Origin of the sequence: Acidovorax sp. M14, assembly GCF_049331375.1 — a bacterium.
Taxonomy (GTDB): Bacteria; Pseudomonadota; Gammaproteobacteria; order Burkholderiales; family Burkholderiaceae_C; genus Acidovorax.
Map to the genome: position 1 here is coordinate 1302245 of NZ_CP186263.1, position 20682 is coordinate 1322926.

General features: G+C 65.9%; 16 protein-coding genes. 9 read left to right on the forward strand and 7 right to left on the reverse strand.

Annotation, left to right across the window (positions count from 1 at the left end; translation table 11 throughout):
* Nucleotides 1–2 precede the first annotated feature (2 nt).
* From ACOYR4_RS06135 to mnmH, 7 genes are all read left to right on the forward strand, one after another.
* Nucleotides 3–392, forward strand: coding sequence for a hypothetical protein (locus ACOYR4_RS06135; protein ID WP_422848961.1), 390 nt, complete (start codon nucleotides 3–5; stop codon nucleotides 390–392).
* Nucleotides 389–1030 (forward strand): hypothetical protein, encoded by a 642-nt coding sequence (locus ACOYR4_RS06140; protein ID WP_422848962.1) that lies wholly within the window; start codon nucleotides 389–391, stop codon nucleotides 1028–1030. The genes ACOYR4_RS06135 and ACOYR4_RS06140 overlap by 4 nt, the downstream gene beginning before the upstream one ends.
* A 218-nt stretch (nucleotides 1031–1248) precedes the next feature.
* Nucleotides 1249–1887: a hypothetical protein gene (locus ACOYR4_RS06145; RefSeq protein WP_422848963.1), complete on the forward strand. Its 639-nt coding sequence runs from the start codon at nucleotides 1249–1251 to the stop codon at nucleotides 1885–1887.
* A 248-nt stretch (nucleotides 1888–2135) separates the two neighbouring features.
* Nucleotides 2136–2708 (forward strand): TIR domain-containing protein, encoded by a 573-nt coding sequence (locus tag ACOYR4_RS06150; protein ID WP_422848964.1) that lies wholly within the window; start codon nucleotides 2136–2138, stop codon nucleotides 2706–2708.
* A 21-nt stretch (nucleotides 2709–2729) separates the two neighbouring features.
* Nucleotides 2730–3608 carry a macro domain-containing protein gene (locus tag ACOYR4_RS06155; RefSeq protein ID WP_422848965.1) on the forward strand — a complete coding sequence of 293 codons (879 nt, stop codon included), beginning with the start codon at nucleotides 2730–2732 and terminating at the stop codon, nucleotides 3606–3608.
* A 659-nt stretch (nucleotides 3609–4267) separates the two neighbouring features.
* Nucleotides 4268–5305 carry a selenide, water dikinase SelD gene (selD, locus tag ACOYR4_RS06160; protein WP_422848966.1) on the forward strand — a complete coding sequence of 346 codons (1038 nt, stop codon included), beginning with the start codon at nucleotides 4268–4270 and terminating at the stop codon, nucleotides 5303–5305.
* On the forward strand, nucleotides 5305–6411 hold the full coding sequence (gene mnmH / locus ACOYR4_RS06165; protein WP_422848967.1) for a tRNA 2-selenouridine(34) synthase MnmH: 1107 nt from the start codon (nucleotides 5305–5307) through the stop codon (nucleotides 6409–6411). Before selD ends, mnmH begins: the two co-directional genes overlap by 1 nt.
* Before the next feature lie 3 nt (nucleotides 6412–6414).
* Here the strand turns inward: mnmH and ACOYR4_RS06170 are convergent, their stop codons facing one another.
* The 5 genes from ACOYR4_RS06170 to ACOYR4_RS06190 all read right to left on the reverse strand — a co-directional run bounded on the left by ACOYR4_RS06170 (nucleotide 6415) and on the right by ACOYR4_RS06190 (nucleotide 12782).
* Nucleotides 6415–8751 (reverse strand): CHASE2 domain-containing protein, encoded by a 2337-nt coding sequence (locus ACOYR4_RS06170; RefSeq protein ID WP_422848968.1) that lies wholly within the window; start codon nucleotides 8749–8751, stop codon nucleotides 6415–6417.
* Between the two features lie 103 nt (nucleotides 8752–8854).
* The gene (locus ACOYR4_RS06175; RefSeq protein WP_422848969.1) at nucleotides 8855–10597 is read right to left on the reverse strand and encodes a FecR domain-containing protein; all 1743 of its coding nucleotides are present in this window, start codon (nucleotides 10595–10597) and stop codon (nucleotides 8855–8857) included.
* 52 nt (nucleotides 10598–10649) lie between these two features.
* Nucleotides 10650–11348, reverse strand: a complete 699-nt coding sequence (locus ACOYR4_RS06180) for a response regulator transcription factor (RefSeq protein WP_422848970.1) — start codon at nucleotides 11346–11348, stop codon at nucleotides 10650–10652.
* Between the two features lie 118 nt (nucleotides 11349–11466).
* Nucleotides 11467–12474 carry a formylglycine-generating enzyme family protein gene (locus ACOYR4_RS06185; protein ID WP_422849631.1) on the reverse strand — a complete coding sequence of 336 codons (1008 nt, stop codon included), beginning with the start codon at nucleotides 12472–12474 and terminating at the stop codon, nucleotides 11467–11469.
* A gap of 47 nt (nucleotides 12475–12521) precedes the next feature.
* Nucleotides 12522–12782 (reverse strand): hypothetical protein, encoded by a 261-nt coding sequence (locus ACOYR4_RS06190; RefSeq protein ID WP_291445000.1) that lies wholly within the window; start codon nucleotides 12780–12782, stop codon nucleotides 12522–12524.
* A gap of 179 nt (nucleotides 12783–12961) precedes the next feature.
* Here ACOYR4_RS06190 and ACOYR4_RS06195 point away from each other — a divergent pair, with 179 nt between their 5' ends.
* The gene (locus ACOYR4_RS06195; protein ID WP_422848971.1) at nucleotides 12962–14965 is read left to right on the forward strand and encodes a CHASE2 domain-containing protein; all 2004 of its coding nucleotides are present in this window, start codon (nucleotides 12962–12964) and stop codon (nucleotides 14963–14965) included.
* Nucleotides 14966–15002: 37 nt separating this feature from the next.
* Nucleotides 15003–18419 (forward strand): FecR domain-containing protein, encoded by a 3417-nt coding sequence (locus ACOYR4_RS06200; RefSeq protein WP_422848972.1) that lies wholly within the window; start codon nucleotides 15003–15005, stop codon nucleotides 18417–18419.
* 207 nt (nucleotides 18420–18626) lie between these two features.
* Here ACOYR4_RS06200 and ACOYR4_RS06205 read toward each other — a convergent pair whose 3' ends face one another.
* Both ACOYR4_RS06205 and ACOYR4_RS06210 read right to left on the reverse strand, forming a co-directional pair.
* On the reverse strand, nucleotides 18627–19928 hold the full coding sequence (locus tag ACOYR4_RS06205; RefSeq protein WP_422848973.1) for a tryptophan--tRNA ligase: 1302 nt from the start codon (nucleotides 19926–19928) through the stop codon (nucleotides 18627–18629).
* Between the two features lie 63 nt (nucleotides 19929–19991).
* Nucleotides 19992–20660: a site-2 protease family protein gene (locus ACOYR4_RS06210; RefSeq protein ID WP_422848974.1), complete on the reverse strand. Its 669-nt coding sequence runs from the start codon at nucleotides 20658–20660 to the stop codon at nucleotides 19992–19994.
* Between the last annotated feature and the right edge of the window lie 22 nt (nucleotides 20661–20682).

The window sequence follows — 20682 nt, forward strand, 5'->3', positions numbered from 1 at the left end:
TCATGAACAACACAGCAATACCACCATCCATCACATCGCGAAAAGTCCGCCTATGGCCAGGGCTCAGGCTGGAAATCTGCGGACGAAACGCATCGGCCCAGCTCACACCTGATGAGGCTCTTGGCTTGGCCAACAGCATCATCATGCATGCCCGAGAGGCGATCTATCAGGGGGCTTCCCTACACGCGTCGGCCATAGGTTCTCCTTGTTCCAGCATTGCAGCCCGAGCCAATGTCGATTGCGCCACAGTCTCCATGTGGCATGACGGGGTTGAGCTGATAGCAACGCTGACTGGCGCGCAGGCAGAAGCGATGGCCCGTGTGCTCCGTAGCAAGGCCGGCGCTATGCAGGTGTCTGGACAAATTCAACGCTTTCTCCCATCAGCATCATGAGCCAAAGTCCATATCAATTCACCGAAGTGCCTCAGTCGATCATTCAGAAGATTGAGGCGTTGCAACAGGAGTCGCTGCGTGACATCGATGCACTTACGGACGGTATAGCGGTCAAGCAAAAGGAGTTCGCAACGGTTGGTGGGTCGATCTGCTTTGAAGATGCTGCTGCACTTGTGGTAGATACGCTTCGCAGATTGCTGAAATCCAGGCGCGAGAAAATTTATGCGGCCGCAGGCCGTGCGTTGCACCTGGTAAGTCACGTGGAAACGGAGAGCGGTGCCAGTTACAACGGCGATGGTGAATTGCAATTCAAAAAAAGAAACGTGGCGCACCTCGACATCATTGGCCATGACGGTGACGCGCTCGACGTGCTGGCACTTATCTGGGGCGATGAGGAAATCAAGGCCTTTGCCGCCGAAGCCCTGTCCAAAGTCGGCGCGAAGCCAGCCCCAGAAGGCTTGACCGTTGCTGAAGCCCTTTCTCGCTCGAATGCTCTGGTATCGGAAATGAAGACACTGAGTCAGACCCGCAGCGCAGCAGTGGCGGCAATGAAGCAAATCGGCGCAGTAACGCTGCAGCAATTCGTTCACCCTAGGAAGCAGGCGCCCGCTGCAAATTCGGTGGGTAGAGAATCCTGACTGAACCACTCCTGTGGAAGCCCATCTGGGCGCCGTTGATGGCTCCGCCTGCGGGGGTGGCGTCATCTGGGGCTGATAGCGGACGCGTCTAGCGGGCGCTGCGAGTCGGTCCACTAATCAAGGTCGGCGTCCTGCCGACTTTTTAATGTCTTTCCGTTTTGTTTGGCTGTTCGTCCTTTCATGGCGCAGAGCGATAAGCTCTTGAAAGGAGGTGAAACATGGCAGACGTTGCAGGATTCGTTTGGGCGGGTCTAGCGGGCGGAGGGCTCAGCGCAACTTTGTTGGCAATTGCGGCTGTTCTCGGGAAAAGCCAATTGACCCATTGGCTGAACAAAGACATCGAGGGCATCAAGGCTCGACATCAGCAGGATTTAGAACGTGCTAAGGCCAGCTATGCAAGAGAACTTGAGGCATATCGCACCTCTCTAATCGCTCAAGCCGAAGCAATTAAGGCGAGCCAGGATGTCAAGAAGGCGATGGCGGTGAAGATTGCCGAAATGAAATTTGCAGCGATACAGAGTCTGCATGAGGCAGCCGCCGGCATGGGGGTCATGCTCTCGATGATCGAAGCCTCACGGCGGGTTGGCTTGGACGTGGATTACGGCGCTATCGCCGCACTGGGAGGGGCCCTTCACGGAGCTACAACCAAAGCAAAGCCTTTTCTGCTGGGTGTGCACCACGACCGTCTCATCAGTTTTGCTAACTCTTACTTCGAAGATGTCTCCAAGCTGCAGCGTATCCATGGGGGCCGAGAAATGGGAGATTCTTTGCAAATTTACGCAGAGTTGCTGAGTCAGCATCGTGAGTGCGAGGGAATCGTCGCTGGCTGCATGAACGAAATGCTGGAGATGGCGTGAAGTCGATGCCGGATTGCGCCACTAGGTAGGACCTTTTTTGCTTCGCCACCCATGATGGACGATAGGCTGTTGCGCGTTCTGGTGATGATGACCAGTCAGTTCGGCACCATGAACGGCTGCAGCAGGAATGCTCCGTCAACGGCCGCAAGCGGCCAAGAGCAGACGCCCAGCGTTTGAGCTAAGGCGCCCGCGGCGGCGGAGACTGGCAAAGTTGTAAGATTCCGGCGAAGGCAACAAGGGAGGATCCTATGGCTCAAAGAAGCGGGAACTACACAGCGTTCTATGTTGCAGAACCGTTCAATCTCAGTTCGCTTGGTGCGCATGCGACGAAGGATTTCTGCTACTACAACACGCTGCGAATGTGGAAGGGTCAAGATGCTTCGTTTCCATTTACCGACTCTCACGCCATTACTTACAGCGTACGAGACGACAGTGATTGGGAAACCACACTGAAGCCAAGACTTCGGGAGCGGCTTCGCGCATCAAAGAACATTGTGCTCATCCTTAGCTCGGCCACTCGAAACTCGAGGGCGTTGAGGGAAGAGGTGGACTACGGTATCAACAATCAGGGCTTGCCCGTTATCGTGATCTATCCGGAATATGACTCAAAAGAGAGTCTTCTCAACAATGGATTGTTGAAGCAATCGGTAAAGGGCCTATGGGACGGACTTCCTGTGTTTCGCGACTCGATGAATCTGGTGCCAACGCTGCACGTGCCTATGGCAAAAGGCTTGATCACCCAAGCGTTTAAGGATACCGACCTGATGCTTGCGACCAAATGCGCTCCTGGCTGCTTCCTGTATCCGGCCAATTTGTCCTGATCGAGCGCCGGCATCACATCTATGAAGTTCTTCATTCGATCGCTTGCGACAGCGTCTTTCTGGAAGTACGCGCTGTTCTCGCGAGACGCACTTATTGCCATTTTCGCGACCGTTGGGTCTCTCTACTTCCTCATGGAGTTAATGGACTTCTTGGGAATCTATACCAAGGACAAATACAGCAAATTCGCAATCTTCCCAATCCTTGCTGCGGCGATTCTCTGGGTGATCGCCACTCGTCGACCTGTCTCTAGGGTTGTTTATAAAGTTCCAAAGCGGGATGTAATGTTCGAGGTAAAGATTGGAGACATCTTTGCGGAGGGTGGCGACACCGTCATCAGCACCAATACAACCTTCGACACAGACATGGCCAGCGGCCTGATCTCTCCGGATAGTCTTCAGGGGCAGCTCGCGCTGAAGTTCTTTCAAGGAAACACCGCAGAGATTGACCGACAGCTTGCAGTGGGGCTTAGCGGGGTCAATTCGTCAATCAATCCCAATGCCCTCGGCAAGAAGCATGAATACCCCATTGGGACGGTGGCAAAGGTCAATGCCGGCAACAAGACGTTCTATTTTCTAGCCATGTCGAGATTGAACTCTCATGGCACAGCCTATTCAACGCTCCGCGACGTAGAGGATGCGCTTGAGTGTCTTTGGCAGTTCATTGCCAATCAGGGACATCTGCATGATCTTGCGGTTCCTCTAGTTGGGACGGGGAGGGGCCGCATAGATACGTCGCGAAAGAAGATGACAGAGAAGATCGCGCAATCGTTTGCCGATGCCGCAGTCGGAAAGGTGTTTAGCAACAAGCTGACAATAATGATCCGCCCAGAAGATGCCGAACGTTTTCAAGTCAATCTGTTTGAGATTAAAGACTACCTAAGTCGAAGCTTGCACATCTAGGGTGCCTACTGCAAGGTTCGTGTGGATGCTTCTCGCTTGGAGATAGGTGCAATTCGGGCTCCTGCCGTTCGAGCGCACAAGATGAGGTTTTGATGCCTAACGTTTGAGTTTAGCGGTGCCGGCGGAGTGGTCAGATCGGAATGGACTCAGTGTTCAGGTGCGGCCGGGATACGCAGGCTGCCAATTGCGAGCTGGTCGGTCTGCGATGGAGTCCGCAAATGCTGGGCAAACCCTGATTTTGAGAAATTTGGGTCGCAACTATTGAAGTTGGTTCACTATGTGCAAGGTTATGGGGCTGGGGGCATATTTGGGGGCATAAATGGTGAAATTTTGCCCAATATCTAGCATTTATGAGGTCTTCCACGGTTTTTCTGAATGACACCCTCCCGCCAGCATCAAGGCCCTGTAGCTATTTAATCGATAGCACAGGGCCTTTTTCTTTGGGTCCGCTGGAAAACTTCAGGCGGCTGGATGGTCCGCTTCGGGCGCTGCGGTTGAAGAGACTCGCAGATTCGCCATTGTGTGGACATCACCATGCAGATGCGGGAGTGACAGGGTATTGATTGCGATGCATGGCCGCATTTCCCTGCAGCGCCAGAATACGGGTTGCGCGGCCCGCGCCTGATGCCATGAAAGAACATTGCATGCTCCCAGACACCTTGACAACACCCCCCATCCGCCTGACCCAGTACAGCCACGGCGCCGGCTGTGGCTGCAAGATCAGCCCCAAGGTGCTGGACGTGATCCTGGCGGGCAGCGGGGCGCAGCACCTGGACCCCCGGCTTTGGGTGGGCAACACGTCGCGCGACGATGCGGCGGTGTATGCCCTGGATGCGGAGCGCGGCGTGGTGTCAACCACCGATTTTTTCATGCCCATCGTGGATGACCCGTATGACTTCGGGCGCATTGCTGCCACCAACGCGATCAGCGACATCTATGCCATGGGGGCTGATCCGCTGATGGCCATCGCTATCCTGGGATGGCCGGTGAATGTGCTGCCGCCCGAGGTGGCGCGTGAAGTGGTGCGCGGGGGGCGTGCGGTGTGCGACGCGGCGGGCATTCCCCTGGCGGGCGGGCACTCCATCGATGCGCCGGAGCCCATCTTCGGCCTGGCGGTGACGGGCATCGTCGAAAAGCGCCACCTCAAGCGCAACGACACGGCCACGGCGGGTTGCCGTCTTTATCTCACCAAGCCCCTCGGAATCGGCATCCTGACCACCGCCGAAAAAAAGGCCAAGCTGAGGCCCGAGGATGTGGGCGTGGCGCGCGACCTGATGTGCACGCTCAACCAGCCAGGGAGCCGGTTTGGCCGACTGGCGGGCGTGAGGGCCATGACGGATGTGACCGGCTTCGGCCTGTTGGGGCACCTGGTCGAGATGGCCGAGGGCAGCGGCTTGAGCGCCGTGATTGACTACGCGGCCGTGCCGCGACTGGAGGGGGTGGACTACTACATGGACCAGGGCTGTGTGCCCGGCGGCACGCTGCGCAACTTTGACAGTTATGGCGCCAAGATTGCGCCCCTGACGGAGGTGCAAAAGCACCTGCTGTGCGACCCCCAGACCAGCGGGGGGCTGCTGGTGGCCGTGAGCCCGGAGGGCGAGGCCGAGTTTCTGCAGGTGGCCGCAGAGCTGGGCCTGGCGCTGCAGCCTATCGGTGAGCTCACCCCGCGACAGGCCTTTGCCGTCGAGCTGCGCTGATGCCCGACAACCTGACGGACTACCGGCACATCTTCCTGAACGATGTGCCCATGATGGATGTGCGCGCGCCGGTGGAGTTTGGGCAGGGCGCGTTTCCTGGTGTTGCCAACCTCCCCCTGATGGACGATGGTGAGCGCCAGCAAGTGGGCACCTGCTACAAGCACAAGGGCCAGGAGGCCGCGATTGCGCTGGGGCACCAACTGGTGTCGGGCGCCACCAAGCGCCAGCGCATCGAGGCGTGGGCGCAGTTTGCGCGGGCGCATCCGCAGGGCGTGCTGTACTGCTTTCGTGGCGGGTTGCGCTCGCAGATCGTGCAGCAGTGGTTGCTGAACGAAGCGGGCATCGACTACCCCCGGGTGGTGGGGGGCTACAAGGCCATGCGCGGGTTCCTCATCGGCACCACGCAGGCTGCGGCGGCAGAGTGCGGGTTTGTGGTGCTCAGTGGCCTGACCGGCACCGGCAAGACCGAAGTGATTGCGCAACTGTCCAACGGCTTGGACCTGGAAGGCCATGCCAACCACCGCGGCTCCAGTTTCGGCCAGCGCGTCAGCGGTCAGCCCACACAGATCGACTTTGAGAACCGGCTGGCCATCGATGTGCTCAAGAGGCGTGCTCGGGGCCACGAGACTTTTGTGCTGGAAGATGAGGGTCGTCATGTGGGCAGTTGCTCAGTGCCGCTGGAGCTGCGTCAGCGGCTGGAACGGGTACCCATCGTCTGCTTGGAGGATGCTTTTGACGCCCGTGTGGAGCGCATCCTGCGCGACTATGTGCAGCAGCAATGCGCTGATTTTGTGGCGGTCCATGGAGATGCGGCAGGGACCGACTTGTTTGCGGCGCGGCTGCTCGACAGCCTGGGCAAACTTGCCAAGCGTCTGGGAGGCGACCGCTACCAGGCGCTTCGCGGGTCGATGCTGGCAGCGCTGGTGCAGCAGCGCAGCCGGGGCGATTTGTCGCTGCACCGGGATTGGATTGCTGCGCTCATGCGTGACTACTATGACCCGATGTACGCCTACCAGCGGCGGAGCCGCGCCGACCGCATCGTTTTCCAGGGTGACCACCGGGCGGTGCTCGACTTTCTGCGGTCGCAGTCGGCGCCTCGCGGCTAGCTACTACGCCTCGTCGTCGTCCGACGGCGCATCCAACTGCTGCGGCAGCACCAGCCGGAACTCGGCACCCCGCCCGACATCGCTCTCCACCTCCAGCGTCCCGCCGTGGCGCAGCACTACGGTCTGCACCAGTGCCAAGCCCAGGCCCACCCCGGCGATGGCGGGGTGGCTGTGGTCGTGCAGCCGCTGGTAGGGGGTGAACAGGCGGCCCTGCTGCTCGGGCGCGATGCCAGGGCCCTGGTCTCGCACCGACACGACCCAGTGCGCGCCCCGCGCCACGATGGCGCACTGCACCGTGCCGCCATCGGGGCTGAACTTGATGGCGTTGTGGATCACGTTGGTCAGGGCGCGGGACAGCAGGGCGCGGTCGCCCAGGCAGGGCGCAGAGTCTGGCGTGGCCACCGTGCGCACGTCCACATTGCGGTCGCGGGCCAGGGTCCAGAGGTCGTCGGTGGTTTCGGAGAGCAGGGCTGCCAGGTCCAGCGGCGCCATGCGGTATGGCTGCGATTGCGCGCTGGCCAGTTGCACAAAACTCTCGGCCATGCCCAACGAGGCCTGCGCGTAACGCTCAATGCGCTCCAGCAACTCCTGGTCTGACAGGCGGCCGGGGTAGGCGCGCTGCATTTCCAAGAGCGTCAGGATGGACGCGTTGGGCGCGCGGATGTCGTGCGAGATGAAGTGCATCGCCTGGTCGCGTTGCTGCAGCGCGCGGCGCATCTCGGTCAGGTCCACCAGGGTCAGCAGCCAGCCTGCATTGGCCAGGTTGGTGAAAGGCTTGCATTGCACCAACAGGCTGCGGCCCTGGGCGTCCGTGCCCTCGGCCTGCTCGGGCAGGGTGCGATGCTGCAAGGCCGCCTGGGTGACGATTGGCGCATCGGTTCCTGACTCGACCAGATCAGCCAGCAGGTCCACCACCGACAGCCCCTGCAGGGAGGGCTGGGTGGTGCCTCCCAGATGCTGGCGGGCTGCCTGGTTGGCCAGCAGGATTTCACCGTCGGGGGCGCAGACGATGGTGGGGGAGGGCAGCTGCTGCAGGCTCTCGCTCACAAACTGGTGCAGGTCGCGCAGCTGGCGGGATGCGCGCTCCACGGCATTGATGCGGCGCTCCAGAAAGTCGGCGGAGTCTCCGGGCCGTCTGCGCAAGCGCATGGCCAGGCCCTGGCGTTGCAGGTTCTCCATCTCCAGCCGCAGAAAGTGCGCGGCCGCACTCAGGCGCCGCCAGCTCCACAGCGGGTAGGCCAGTGCGAGGCCCAGCAAGGCCGCTGCGGGTGCGAACTGCAAACCTGCCCACCAGGGCAGGGCCATGCTCAGCAGCAAGGTGGCCACCGCCAGTGCGGCGCTGGTCAGCAGGGCCGCCAATGGGCCAATGAGCAGCAACGCAAGCAGCGCACAGGCCAGTGGCACCAGGTTGAAGGCGAAGTTCAGTGCCTGCGGTGCGCGCACGATGTGTTCGCCGGCCAGGCGGGCATCCAGCACATGGGCAACCACCTCCACGCCCGGCATCAGGCGCGACTGCTGGCTGACGGGTGTGGCAAACATGTCGCCCAGGCCCGAGGCTGCTGCGCCCACCAGCACGTACTTGCCGTCCAGCGCCCCGGCCGGCAACTGGCCGCGCAGCACATCGATGTACGAGTAGGTGGTGAAGGGCGATGGCCCGGCGGCATAGGCGATGAGCGTGGGCTCAGTGCGCTGCCAGGGACTGGTGTCGGTGGCGCTGGCGGGCGAGCGGCTGCAGGCAGCCGCAGGTTGCCGGTCTGCCACGCACTGCAGCGCGGTGCTGAAGTGGTGCCAGGGGGCGGCCGCCGGGCCTTCCAGCAAGTACAGGCTGCGCACCACGCCATCACTGTCGGGTGCCACATGCACGTGGCCCAAGCCGGCGGCAGCATCGGCAAAGGCGGGCCAGGGCAGGTCGGTCTGGTTGCTGACGGGGCCATAGCCGCGCCGCAGCACGGGCAGCACCACGCGCGCGCTGCGCTGGATGGCGTCGGTGAGCAGCAGGTCGTCCTCGGGGTAGTCCAGGTCGGCTTCGTTGAACAGCACGTCCATGCCGATGGCACGCGGGTTCTGGGCGGTCAGGCGCGAGATCAGCTCGGCATGCAAGGCCCGGCGCCAGGGCCAGCGGCCGATGGCGGCGATGCTGGCGTCGTCGATGGCCACGATCACGATGTCGGGGTGGGCGGGCCGCGAGACCAGCCGCATGCCCGCGTCCTGCACCAGATGGTTGACGCGGTCCAGGCTGTCGGCGGTGCTGAGCCATGCCACCAGCGCCATCAGCGCGCAGGCCAGCAGCGCCCATTCCAGTCGGCGTCGGCGGCGGCGCAGGTGGGCGATGGTCACCATGGCAGGGGTGGTGGTGGGTGCGACGTTTGCTCAGCACGTGCCGCGAAAGCAGCACGCGCTGGTGCAACTGGTACGGCGGGGCTGAGCAGGCTCCATGGCCCGCTCAAGGCCGGCCCACGGGTGTGCCGCTGCTGGTGGACACCGGCAAGCCCGCACCCGTGCGGATGCCCGTGCCCACGCGGATCTTGCGCGGTGGGGAGAAGTCGCTCTCCAGCCCACTGGCGTCCAGCACCTGGATGCGCACCAGGTACTCGCCGGCAGCCAGGTTGCTGGCCGTCCAGGTCGGGGCGTCGAGCACGGTGTCCTCGGCAACCTTGGCAAAGTCCAGGTCGGTGGCCTCGGTGCGCTGCAGCCGGAAGCGCTGGCCAGCCTGGGCAGGCCAGTGCAGGCGCACGGTCGGATCTCCGTCCTCTGCCTGCAGCGCCTGCAGGGACAAGGCGGTCGGCCGGTCGGCCACAGTGAAGGGCTGTGGCGGCGCAAACGGTCCCTGGTCTGCCTGCCCGTCGGGCAGCGCCAGCAGGCTGGCGATGCGCCAGAAGTAGCTGCCTGCGGGCAGCGCCCCCAAGGGCAGGCGGCATTCGGTCAGGCGCTGCTCATCGCGCAGGGGCTGGGTGAACTGGACGTCGGCGGCCACCTGCACTCGGTACCAGCGCACGCCGGGGACTTCCGTGCAGCGCAGCTCGGCCGCGCCGCTGGGCACTACCGCGCCAGGCGCAGGGTGCTGGTACAGCGGTGCGACCGGGCGGGTCTTGACGGTGAACGGCTGTACGGCCGGCAGGCCCGCAATGCCCGCATCGTCCAGCGCCCGCACGGCCAGGTAGTAGCGGCCATCGTCCAGCGCCTTCCAGCGCAGGCGGCCATCGGGAAAGCTGCCGTGGCGCAGCACCTGGGTGAAGGCGGGGTCTTGCGCCACCTGCGCCACATAGCGCGTGGCGCCTGCGGCCATCGGCAGGTCGATGGTCATCAGGCCTGCATCGCCCAGCGTGGTGGGCATGCCGGAGGTATCGGGGGCGGGCAGCAACGCGCGAGCGGCGCCGACGGTGCCATCGGTGGCCACCGCCAGGCCTTGTCCGGGCGTCAGCAGCGCAGTGGGCGCTTTGAGTGCGGCACCGGGCTCACTGTCGGTGTCGCGCCGCGACTGCACGGCCACCGAGCCATGTTCTACCGACGCCGTGGTCTGGCCCGAATCGGCCAACGCCACGCTGAACTGCGTGCCCCGCACGCTGGTCACCGCCAGCGGTGTGCGGATTTCCATGCGGCGCTGCGGCTCGGCGCTGGGGGGGACGGTCGATTCCACGCCGCCCTTGTGCATCTCCAGCACCGACTGCACGCTGCCTGCGCGGCCTCGTCGGCGCAACTGGCGCAGCTGCAGCTCGGACTGCGCCTGTACCCGCACCACGGTGCCGTCCGCTAGCTGCACGGCCACGAAGGACTCGGGGCCTACTTTCAGCTCGGTGCCTTCTTCCAGCTTGCTGCCGGTTGCAATGGGGGCGGGTGTGCTGCTGCCCCGCGCCTGCGCCGTGGCCTCGCCCTGCACAAACTGCACGGTGGCCGACTCACTGGGCTGCAGCCGCACGGGGATGAAGATCAGCGAGCCCGGTTGCAGGCGCCTGGGGTCAGCCACCTTGTTGCGGGCCTGCAGCAGCGGCCACTGGCGCGGGTTGGCCAGGTAGCTGCGGGCCAGCCCTTCGAGGGTGTCGCCTTCTTTCACGGCGTGGGCAATTTCATCGCCTTGCTGGGGAGCTGCCGTGCTGGCGCCTGGCTGGGCCGAGAAGGCCGTGGTGGCTGCCAGGCACCACAGGGCTGCAACGCTGGCGTGCATGCGAAATGGCAGGGGGGTGATCAACTCATGTCTCCTTCAGGGGGCAGTGCCCGCCAGACGCCGTCGCGGCACTGCGTCAGCCCTTGTGCTGGCCCTCGACGGCTTCAAAACGGTAGCCCACGCCATACACCGCCGTCACGATGAAGCCGTTGGCAGGGCGCAGGTCGAGCAGGGTCCGCAGGCGTGAAATGTGGGTGTCCAGCGAGCGCGACATCACATCGGCCACCTGGCCCCAAACCACTTCCTTGAGGTGGTCGCGCGACAGCAATCGGCCCATGTTCTGGAACAGGAACAGCGCCAGGTCGTATTCGCGGTTTTTCAGCTCCACGGCCACCCCGTCTTTTTCGATGGACCGGGTTTCGGGCAGAAAGCGGTAGCGGCCGAACTCCATCACGCCGCCGGTGTTTTCGGGGTAGGCGCGGCGCAGCAGGGCGGCCATGCGGGCGTTGAGCTCGCCGATGCGCACCGGCTTGACCATGAAGTCGTCCGCGCCGCTGCCCAGGCCTTCGACAATGTCGCGCTCTTCCTGGCGGTGCGTGACGAACAAGACGGGTACGCGGGCCGCGACGTTCTGGCGCACCCAGCGCACCACCTCAGGCCCGGTGGTGTCGGGCAGGTGCCAGTCCACGATCAGCAGGTCAAAGGTCTCGCGGCGCAGCGTGCGCATCAGCTCCGCACCGGTCAGGTGGGTGTGGCACACATGACCCATCGCCTCCGTGGCCTGCTTGATCAGATCCAGCTGAAGCGCATCGTCGTCCAAAGCGGCTATGCGCATGGTTCTCCCCATCCAAAATCGAACTGGGCATTATTGGCGATAACTACCACGGCGCAGGCGCGCTCCGCGCGGGGCGAGCAGGGTTTTGACATTTGTTAACCCTCCCGGCTCATGCTGGTCACCGCGCGGGGGGCTCTGCTGCTATCTCGCGCACCAGCCGCATGCCGACAAGGGTGTAGCGGGTCTGCGGGCTGTTCCAGTTGCGGTATCCGCAGCGTGCATAGAGCGCCCAGGTGTGCCACGAGCCGCCCCGGCGCACGCGCACGCTGCCCTCTGCTGGACCGGTGGGGTCATTGCGTGGGGACTCGGCGTAGTAGGTGTCGCCATGCCAGTCGCCCGTCCACTCCCAGGCGTTGCCCAGCATGTCGTACAGCCCAAAGGCGTTGGGCGCAAAGCGGCCTACCGGTGCGGTGAAGGCGTACCCATCGTTGCCCGCCAGCGCTTGCTGTCGCCAGCGTGGCCACTGCGGGGCCGCAGCCTGGTCGAAGGTGTTGCCTGCAGACACCAGCTCTTGCGGGTTGTCGCCGTGGGGGTACAGGCTGCGGCTGCCTGCACGGCAGGCGTATTCCCACTCCGCCTCGGTGGGCAGGCGGTAGCGGTGGCCCTCGGTGCGACTGAGCCACTGGGCCATGGCCTGTGCGTCGTTCCAGGTCACGTTCACCACGGGGTGGTCCGGGCCCTGCGCAAAGCCAGGGTTGCGCCACGAGTAGCGCGGGTCGCGCCCCTCAAACGCATCGCCGCGCCGCGTGGTGGCCGGGTCGTAGGCAGGGTTGTAGCCATAACCCCCGGTGCCGTCGGCCTCTGACTCTGGCTGGTAGCCAGACGCCTCTAGGAAGCGCTGGAATTGCCCCACGGTGACCTCGTGCTGGCCCAGGTAGAAGTCGCGCGTGATCTGCACCTCATGGGCAGGCGATTCATCTGCCAGGTCGGTCAGGCGCTTGCGCTCCAGCAGCGGGAAGGTCTTTTCCAGCGCCTCGATGGGGGGCACGCCCCCCATCCAGAAAGTGCCCGCAGGCACACGGACAAAGGCCATGCCCAGGCTGTTGACCCAGGGCGACGTGGCTGTGCTTGCCGGGGGCGAGGGCGTGTGCTGGCAGCCTGCGATCAGCGCAGAAAGCGCCAGCAATACTGCACCGCTCGCCCAGTGGCGGCACGCTGGCGGGGCGGCTGGCCTCAAGGCTTGTCCTGCAGCTCGCTCACGCATTCAAACACCAGGCGCGAGCCGTCATTGCGCAACAGTTTGGCGTGCAGGGCCATGCGCTGGCATTCGCGGTTGGCCGCCGCATACGCCTGCGAGGTGTCGGGTCCGTACACCGGCACGCTGAAGGTGCGGTCGCGGCCCGAGGCCATGGGACCCGCGGGGCCGTAGGGGTTGGTTGCATTGCAGCCCGCCAGCAAGGCCAGCACGGACACGGAGGCACACAGCAGTTTCATGGAAGTCTCCCAAGCCGATCAAAAGGCCAGTTTACGCACATGCCCGGTGGCTGCCCATAGGTGTTATGCGGGGCGTTCGTAGCGTGGGCCATGCGTGTAAGCCCCCACTGTGCATGCGCAGGCACAGCCACTACAGTGGGCGCTGCATGCACGGCTGCATGCAGCGGTGGAGGGGCGGGATGGCAAGTACGCGAGCACCGGTCACACAAGACGCCTGGCGGCCCTGGGCGTTGCGGGTACTGCTCGCGCTGGGCTTGCTGGCGCTGCTGCCCGCCTTGCCAGTTTGGACGCCGCTGCAACGGCTGGAGCATGACCTGCTGGCCAGCTGGACCGCTGCGCCGCCGCCCGACGTGGGCGTGCTGGTGGTCGGGCTGGATGAGCCCAGCCTGGCGGCGCTGAACCTGACCCCACCCCTGCCGCGCCGCCTGCACGCACAACTGCTGCAGGCCTTGTCTGCGGCGGGCGCCTCGGCGCTGGGCATCGACATGCTGTTTGCCGCATCCCAGTCCCCTGCGGACGATGCAGCGCTTGCGGCGACCCTAAAAGGGCGCATGCCGGTGGTGCTGGCTGCGGCCGATGTGGCGGTCAACACCTCGCAGGTGGCGCAATACCGGCAGACCGTGCCCTCGGTGTTTCCCATGGCCCGCCAGGGCAGTGTGGCGGTGCAGCCGGATGACGATGGCGTGCTGCGTCTTGCACCCGCTCGGAGCGATGCCCTGTGGCAGGAGCTGGCGCGCAGCGGCGGGCGCAGTTTTCAGCCCCCACCGCCGGGCGCGCTGCTGCGCTACTACGCCCCCGAGGTCCCGCTGCCCTACGCCCACTACACCCAGGCGCTGGAGGCCGGCCAGGCGCTACCGGCTGCGGCCGTGCAGGGGCGCCTGGTGCTTCTGGGGCAGAACACGCCGGTGGACGGAGTCGATCAGTTCGCCACGCCCCTGCGTGCGCTGGGCGCGGGTACGCAGTCCGGCGTGCTGGTGCACGCCACGGCCCTGGTCAATGGCTTGGCGGGGGACTGGGTGGTACCCGCCCAACCGGCAGGCCCTTGGCTACAGGCCGCGCTGGCCGTGGGCTGCGTGGCCGCCTGGACCCGGCGCTGGCGCGGTGGCCGGGCGGTGATGCTCAGTGCCGCGCTTGCGCTGTTGGCCCTGCTGGGCGGGCTGTGGGCCTACCTGGCAGGGGTGTGGTGGACGGCACTGCCCACGCTAGCGGGCTTGGCCCTGCACCTGAACGTGGGCGCCGCTGACAGCTACTGGCGCGAACACCGCCGCCGCGAACAGCTGCGCGCAGACTTTGCCCGCTACGTGCCCGCCGCCGTGGTCGATGCCCTGGTGGCCGACGGTGCCCAGCCGCAACTGCATGGCGAGCGTCGTGTGCTGACGCTGCTGTTCTCTGACCTGGCAGGCTTCACCGCCGCCAGCGAGCACCTGCCGCCCGAGGCCGTGGCCCAGGCGCTGAATGCCTACTTCTCCCGCATGACCCACACCGTGCACCAGCACGGTGGCACGCTGGACAAGTTCATCGGCGACGCTGTCATGGCCTTCTGGAACGCGCCTTTGCCCAACCCCCGGCACGCAGACCGTGCCCTGGCCTGCGCGCTGGCCATGCAGGCCGACATGGTGGACCTGCGGGCCCTGTGGCGGGGCACACCGTTTGCGCAGGTGCAACTGCGCATTGGCTTGCACACGGGCGAGGCGGCGGTAGGGCACCTCGGGTCGCATGAGCGCTTTACGTACACCGCCGTGGGCGACGCCGTGAACACAGCCGCGCGGCTGGAGGGCGCCAACAAGGCCTTCGGCACAGGCATCCTCCTGTCGGGCGCCACACACGATGCCCTGCAGGCAGTGCCAGCGGGTGATGCCCCAGAGGTCCCGCTGATGTGGCTGGACACCGTGGTGCTGGCTGGGCGCAGCACCGGTGTGGACGTGTACACGCCGTGTGACGACGCCGCGCTGGCCTCCATCAGCCACACGCTGCGGGACCACCTTCACGCTGCGCGTTGGGCGCAGGCTCTGCAATGCTGTGCCGATGCGTGCGCGCACGCGGCCGCACATGCCCCGCAGTGGCACGGGCAGGCGCTGCGCTGGCAGGCCCGGGTGCATGCCCAGGCAGACACTGCGCTGGCGGACGGCCCTGTAGCGGGCGCCACTGCCGTATTCACCGCGCAGGCGCTGGACAAGACCTGAGTCCCCGGCGCAAGACTCCCCCAGAGAGAGGCCCACCATGCCCATCCCCCTTGTGTCCTCCCCGTCGCGCCCGGTGTGGCTCACGCTGGTGGGTGTTGCCCTGTCGACCTGGACGGCTGCCGGTGCCAGTGCGCAATGTGCCGGGTTGCCCCTGGCGCCTGACGCAGTGGCTGCGCAAATTGTGGCGCTCAGCGGCCAAGGCGAAACGCGCCCCCCGGGCACACAGCCCTGGCTGCCTGCCACACTTGCCCAGCCGTTAGGTCCGGGCGCAGACATGCGCACGCTGGCGCTGTCGTCGGCAGCGCTGCTGCTGGCGGACCGCACGCAGATCCGCATGTCGGCCAACGCGCAATTGCGGCTGTGCGAGGCACAGCCCACTCGCACCCTGCTGGAGCTGGCCGCGGGCCGTCTGTGGGCACGCACCAAAAAGGCCCCGGCCAACCTGCAACTGCAAACGCCGGCAGCGCTGGCCGTGGTGCGGGGTACCGACTGGGACGTGGAGGTGGACGGAACGGGGCGGACCACGCTCACCGTGCTGTCTGGCGCCGTCGAGTTGCGCAACGACCAGGGCAGCGTGCAGCTGGGGCCCGCCGAGCAGGGCGTGGCCGAGCCCGGCCAGGCGCCCGTCAAGCGCCTTCTGGTCAACCCCCGCGAGCGGGTGCAGTGGGTGGCCGCTTACCCGGGCGACCTGACGCGTTGGGCCGAGTTCCAGCCCGGGCAGACGGCGCCAGCCGCTCTGGCGGAGGTACGCACCGCATTGCGCGCGGGGCAATGGGCCCAGGCGCGAGCCTTGTTGCAGACGCTATCGGCGCAGGAGGATGGTGGGGCCGTGGTCGAGCTGGCCCTGGCGGACCTGGAGGTGCTGGACGGCCAGCCTGACGCCGCGCAGCAGCGCCTGGCCTTGGCCTGGCAGCGCACGCAAGACCCCCGCACCGCTGCAGGCCGCGCCGACCTGCTCATGGTGCTGGATCGCCTGTCAGAGGCGCGCACCTGGCTGGACACCACGCGGGGCGCGTCTCCCGGCTTTGCGCCATTGCTGCAGGCCGACGCCGACTGGCACCGGCTGCAAGGGCAGGGTGACGCCGCCCTGGCCTTGTACCGGCAGGCAGTGGCCCACGCGGAGGGGGATGCGCAGTGGGCTGCCGCCCTGGCAGGGCTGGGCCGCGCACTGCAAGAGCGTGGAGACCTGCGTGCGGCCCGCAGTGCGCTGGCCCAGGCCGTGGCCCTGGCGCCGGAGCATGCGGCCTACCGGGGCGAAGCCGCCACGGCGGCCATCGAAGCCCTGGGCCTGGCCGAGGCGCGTACCGACCTGGATGCCGCGCTGGCGCAGTCGGGCGACGACTACGTGGCCCTGGCGGCTGCCGGACTGCTGGCGCTGCGGCAAGGCGATGCCGAGGCCGCCCGCACTGCGCTGCTCAAGGCACTGGTGATCGAGCCGCGATACGCCCGCGCACAGGTATGGCTGGCGGTGGCCGAATACACGCTGGGCGAACGCGCTGCAGCGCTGGACGCGCTGGACCGCGCCCGCCTGGCCGATGCGCGGGACCCGCTGCCCTGGCAGGTGGAGGCCATGCTGCGCAACGACAGCGGCGAGCCCGTGGCGGCCATGGCCGCCGCGCGCGAAGCACTCACCCGGCTGCCCTACCTGAAGTCGCTCAACCCGCTGGCCTCGGACAGCCAGGGCTCGGCCAACCTGGGCAAGGCGCTGGGCGACTTCGGCATGGAGCACTGGGCACGGGCCTACGCCAGTGCGTCGTACTACCCGCTGTGGGCCGGCAGCCACTTTTTTCTGGCCGACCGGTACGAGAGCGACTTCAGCCGCCGCTCCGAGCTGTTCCAGGGCTACCTCACCGACCCCACCGTGTTTGGCGCCAGCGACAAGCGCGCGCCCCTGCTGCTGTCGGAAGGCCGCGAAACATCGGCGGGGGTGAGTGCCGAGCGCAACCCGCTGCGCCACAACGCCACGGCTGACATGGGCTACCGTGGGTTCGCTGCCAGCAGCGTGACTGTGGCCTGGCTGGTGCGGGCCAACGATGTGCAGATGTGGCCCCGCGAAGGTCCCGCCGCCACGCAGTACCGCCTGTCATCGCCCGGAGTGGATCTGGCGCTGGGTGTGCTGCCCAACGAGAGCCTGTCGCTGTTCGCGCTGCACGGCGATACCACCTTGCGCTACCGCTTTCCGCAGGGGCTGGACTTTGGCAACGGCATCACCTTCACCGGCGGCGCCGAGACGCGCACCCGCCGCACCGACCTGGGCGCTGCGTGGCGCTGGTCGGCCGACAGCCAGACCTGGTTCAAGGTGCACAGCGGGCGCCAGACCTCCGGCCTGGTGCTGGACGATGCGCGCTGGGGCCCGCAGGACTACCGCTATGCCAGTGACGAGCAGGGCCTGTTCCTGCGCCACACGGTGCTCTGGGGCGTGCACCGCCTGAGTTTGGGCTGGGAGCGCGTGGACCGGGACACCGTCAGCGCCATCTCCGACCCTGGCATCACCACACCGCGCACCAACGCCGAGCGCTACCACATGCCCTGGGTGGCGGGCGAATGGCGCAGCGGTGCCTGGACCTGGATGGCCGAGGCGTACTGGCCTCGGTTCACCACCCGGCAGCGCGACCGCTATGCAGACACGGCGACGGGGCAAGACCTGCTGCCCGCGCAGGACGACGGCGCGGCGCACCACCACCGGCTGCTGCCGCGTCTGGGCGCCAGCCTGCGCCTGGGCCCGGGCCGCGCACTGCATTGGGCCTGGCAGGAGAGCGTGCGGGCGCCCGGCACGCACACCCTGTCGCCCGTCGCCACGGGCGCCATTGCCGTGGATAACCAGTACCTGCTGGCGGGCAGCTACGCCCGCAAGCACGCGGTGCAACTGGACTGGGAGGCCAGCCCCACCACCTTCTGGGGTGCCAGCCTGTCGGGGCAGCGCATCAGCAACCTCGTGGCCGCCAACGGTCGCCTGTTTGCACAGAACACGGGGGCGCTGTTCGACAACGTGGCCACCATTGCGCCCGTGGTGCTCAATGCCCAGACCACGCTCAACACCTATGAGGAAACGCCCCTCTTCGGGCAGGGGCAGCTGGCGCAGGCCACGGTGTCCGTCAACCATTTGCTGGGTCCGCGCTGGAGCGTGCTGGGTAGCTACATCCACACTACATCGCGCAACACCGGGGCGGGTCTGGAGGGGCGTTGGCTGCCCGGCTTTGCCCGCCACGTGGTGCTGGGCCAGACCACATGGCGCCATGAGGCGCGCAGCTTTTCGTTGCTGCGCCTGACCTGGCGCGGTATGCGCTACAGCGACGAGGCCAACACTGTGCAACGCGCCCCGGGCTGGAGCCTGGCCCTGGCCCATGGCTGGGAGTCGCAGGACCGGCGCTGGAGCTTCACCGGCACGGTGCAGACCGGGCTGCGCACCGGAGAGCGCCCAACGCTGTGGGCCCTGGTGCGGTACCGGGACTGAAGGAGCGCCCAGTATGCAGAGGGGCCTTTACCGGGTGATGGAAGGGTGTTTGAAGCCTTTTTGGCCGGTAGCGCCAGTGGAATATGCCTGAGCAGCTATCAAAAACGTAGCTTTTTGGACATTGGAAAGAGTGAAAAAAGCCCGCAGCCTTGCGGCTCGGGCTGTGTGCTTTGCACGGGGCGCACCGTGCGCGTGGGGGGCGCGGGCTTATGTAGCGGCGGCTTCGGCCAGCGCCTGCAGGGCGGCCGTTACCTCGGCGGTGTCCACACCGTCCACCGGTGCCAGGCGCGGGGCCAGGGTCTGCAGCGCTGCGCTGTCCTTTTGCAACTGGGCGATCGCCTGACCGGCCTCCTTGGGCGCGTCAAAGCCCGTGCTCTGCAGCAGCAGGCGGCCGTCGGCGGCCACCAGCTTGAAGTAGAACTTGCCGTCGGCCTCGCGGTACTGCTTGAAGGCGGGCAGGGCAGTCTTGGCGGCCTTGGCCGGTTTGGCGGCCGTGCTGGCCTGCACCAGGCTGCGCAGGCCCACGGCGCTGCGCAGCTCGCGGATGAAGGGTGTGGCCAGCGCGCGGGCGCGCTCGGCGCCGGCCAGCAGGGTCTGCTCGATGCGAGCGGGGTTGTGGATGAGTTCCTCGTACTGCGCGCGCATGGGGGCGATCACCTGGTCCACGCGCTCCAGCAGCAGGTGCTTGGCGTCGCCCCAGGCAATGCCGTCGGCATAGGCCTTGCGCAGGGCCTCGGTCTCTTCGGGCGTGGCAAAGGCCTGGTAGATCTGGAACAGGGCCGAGCCTTCCACCTCTTTGGCCTCGCCGGGCGCACGCGAGTCGGTCAGGATGCCGCCGATGAGCTTTTGCAGCTGGGCGCGCGAGCTGAACAGCGGAATGGTGTTGTCGTAGCTCTTGCTCATCTTGCGGCCGTCCAGCCCTGGAAGTGTGGCCACATGGTCGTCGATGGCCGCCTCGGGCAGCACGAAGTGTTCGCCGTACAGGTGGTTGAAGCTGGCTGCCATGTCGCGGGCCATCTCGATGTGCTGGATCTGGTCGCGGCCCACCGGCACCTTGTGGGCTTTGAACATCAGAATGTCCGCGCCCATCAGCACCGGGTACATGAACAGGCCCGCGGTCACGCCGTCGTCCTGCTCGCGCCCGGCGGCGGTGTTCTTGTCCACGCTGGCCTTGTAGGCGTGGGCGCGGTTCAGCACGCCCTTGCCGGTCACGCAGGTCAGCAGCCAGGTCAGCTCGGGAATCTCGGGGATGTCGGACTGGCGGTAGAACGTGACCTTCTCGGGGTCCAGGCCTGCCGCCAGCCAACTGGCCGCGATCTCCAGCGTGGAGCGCTGGATGCGCACCGGGTCCTCGCACTTGATGAGCGCGTGGTAGTCGGCCAGAAAGTAAAAGCTCTGCACGCCGGGCGTGAGGCTGGCCGCCACCGACGGGCGGATGGAGCCGACGAAGTTGCCCAGGTGGGGGGTGCCGGTGGTGGTGATGCCGGTGAGAAAACGGGTGGTGCTCATGGGAAACAAAAACTCAGCAGATCAAATGAACAGGAAGTGGCAGGCTCGCAAGCTGTGCTGCGCTCAGCGCAGCAGGGCCGTCAGCGGGGTGAGCAACAGGTTGATGGCGGTGTAGCCCACAGCCATCAGAGGGCGCAGCCACAGCGTGCCCACCACCCCGGCGATCACCAGGCCCATCACGATGAAAAAGCCCCAGGGCTCGATGCGCGACACCATGTGCGCCTGCCGCCAGGGCAACAGGCCCACCAGGATGCGCCCGCCATCGAGCGGTGGCAGCGGAAACAGGTTGAAGGCCCACATCACCAGGTTGACCATGACCCCGGCGCGTGCCATTTCCAGAAAGAAGCGCTCCTCAATCCCTGTGCCCACCAGCACCACCAGCAGCACGGCCCAGGCGATGGCCTGGATGAAGTTGGACGCGGGCCCGGCCAAGGCCACCCATACCATGTGCTTCTTGGGGTTGCGCAGATTGCCGAAGTTGACCGGCACCGGCTTGGCATAGCCGAACAAAAAGGCGCCCGAGGTTGCAAAGTACAGCAGCAGCGGCATCAGGATGGTGCCGATCGGGTCGATGTGCTTGAAAGGGTTGAGCGTGATGCGCCCCATCATGTACGCGGTGTTGTCGCCAAAGTGGCGCGCCGCGTAGCCATGGGCCGCCTCGTGCACGGTGATGGCAAACAGCACCGGCAGGGCGTAGATCAGAACGGTTTGGATGAGATTGGAGGTGTCCACGCGGGGATTGTCTCAGACGCCC